Raw genomic sequence first — 1,597 nt, 5'->3', positions numbered from 1 at the left:
TTAAGAGATGATTTAGAGTATGTTATTGAAAGATACAAGTGGGGCGTGGGATACAATCAATATGTGAAATTAGATTTATAAAAAAATATGATTATAAGATTATTTTGATATTTATTATATAATTTGGTATATTTGCTAGTAGTATGAATTTTTTTATAAAATAATCTTGAAGAAAGGGGATATTTATGAAGAAAACTGTTAGATTTTTCTCTTTTATTTTATCAATTGTATTTGTGTTTAGTTTTATTACTACTGTTAATGCAGAAAGTGCTAAGGATGATTATGTAGATGTTAATTTAGAATTGAATGATAAAGGAGATTATGAAGGAGAAATTGAATTATACATTGATGATTCAATTAATAATTCTGGTGAACGATTTGGAAAAGAAATACGTACTGTTGCAAATGGTGCTAGTGTAGGTTCTGTAAAATTTTATATGAGTAAAGTTAAATCTGGAAAATATGCTCTTTCAATGCATTTTAAACTTTCTGGTCGTTATCAAGCTGATATGTTTAGTGGAGTTATTCAAGTTAGGGATGGAGTAATTAATAGGGATATATTATATAATAAGGCACATACTAAACACTTTGGTATGAGTAATTCTAGAAATATTAAAATAGGTACTATTAGTTTACCTAATAGAAAACATTATCAAGTAAGATTGAAATCAGGGGGTTTTAGAGTTCATACTGGAGAATATGCTATAGCACATAATAATTGGTATAATGTATGGCCTAGATAGTATATTTAATATTGAAAATTGAAATGTAAGTAAAAAAATAGTGAGAAACATATACTCACTATTTTTTTACTTAATTAGGAGGAAAAAATATGTCTTGTATGAAAGAATATAATTATAATGATAAGTTTCGAGTTCATGAGGATTTATTTTTAAAAAGAATTGCAAATTTAATAGATAAATATTCTGATAAAATTGTGTTTAATAAGAAAAATTATGCTTCTATCATAAATTATCTTGAAGAAAATTATTCTGTATATAATATGGATTCTAAAGAAATAAAGAAGTATCAATTTTATGAAGATATAGATATATTATTTGGAGATGATGAAAAGTTATTTAAGAATGAATTAAATGATTTATATATAAAATATAATTTAGATGTGAAAAAAATAAAGCTTTCAAAATTTGTTTTAAATACTAAAGCAGATAAAAATAATAAAATATTTCTATCTGAAAAAGAAAATATTACTATAAGTTTGGATGAATATGAGTTTTTATATATATATGTATTTATTGATAATGTAACTGGGTTAATTGATAGTAATTCATTTAAGTTGGAAAATGAATTATATATTTATAGGGGTATCAATGAGTTTGATTACAAATATTTAACAGATGATTTCACAAGATTTTTACAAATGTTTGACGATCGAATAATGGGACTTGATAATTTAACATTTGCTACTTTAAAAAGTAAGTAGTGAAGAAATGTTTTGTTAGAGAATTATCTTTGGAGCCTGATTGTTGAATTTTGTTTTTATTTTTGTACTTTTTTTAAAAAAATGATATACTATAATTGAAAATAGAACATAATATAAGAATGTATCAGTTCTTAGTTTAAAGCAATTTAGCGG

At 23.2% G+C, this 1,597-nt stretch carries 2 protein-coding genes; both read left to right on the top strand.

The window, feature by feature from the left end; genetic code table 11:
- The first annotated feature begins 185 nt into the window (after nt 1–185).
- Nucleotides 186–743, top strand: coding sequence for a hypothetical protein (locus NSA23_RS16440; RefSeq protein ID WP_257490800.1), 558 nt, complete (start codon nt 186–188; stop codon nt 741–743).
- Between the two features lie 89 nt (nt 744–832).
- Complete coding sequence (locus NSA23_RS16435) at nt 833–1,444, top strand: hypothetical protein (RefSeq protein WP_042683168.1); 612 nt, start codon at nt 833–835, stop codon at nt 1,442–1,444.
- Nucleotides 1,445–1,597 lie beyond the last annotated feature (153 nt).

Origin of the sequence: Anaerosalibacter massiliensis, from assembly GCF_024623155.1 — a bacterium.
Classification (GTDB): domain Bacteria; phylum Bacillota; class Clostridia; order Tissierellales; family Sporanaerobacteraceae; genus Anaerosalibacter; species Anaerosalibacter massiliensis.
This window is presented reverse-complemented; position numbering and strand designations above follow the sequence as displayed.

What these genes read in the sequence shown, in the direction of transcription:
- NSA23_RS16440 (WP_257490800.1), top strand. Translation starts at nt 186, where the DNA reads ATGAAGAAAACTGTTAGATTTTTCTCTTTTATTTTATCAATTGTATTT.
- NSA23_RS16435 (WP_042683168.1), top strand. Translation starts at nt 833, where the DNA reads ATGTCTTGTATGAAAGAATATAATTATAATGATAAGTTTCGAGTTCAT.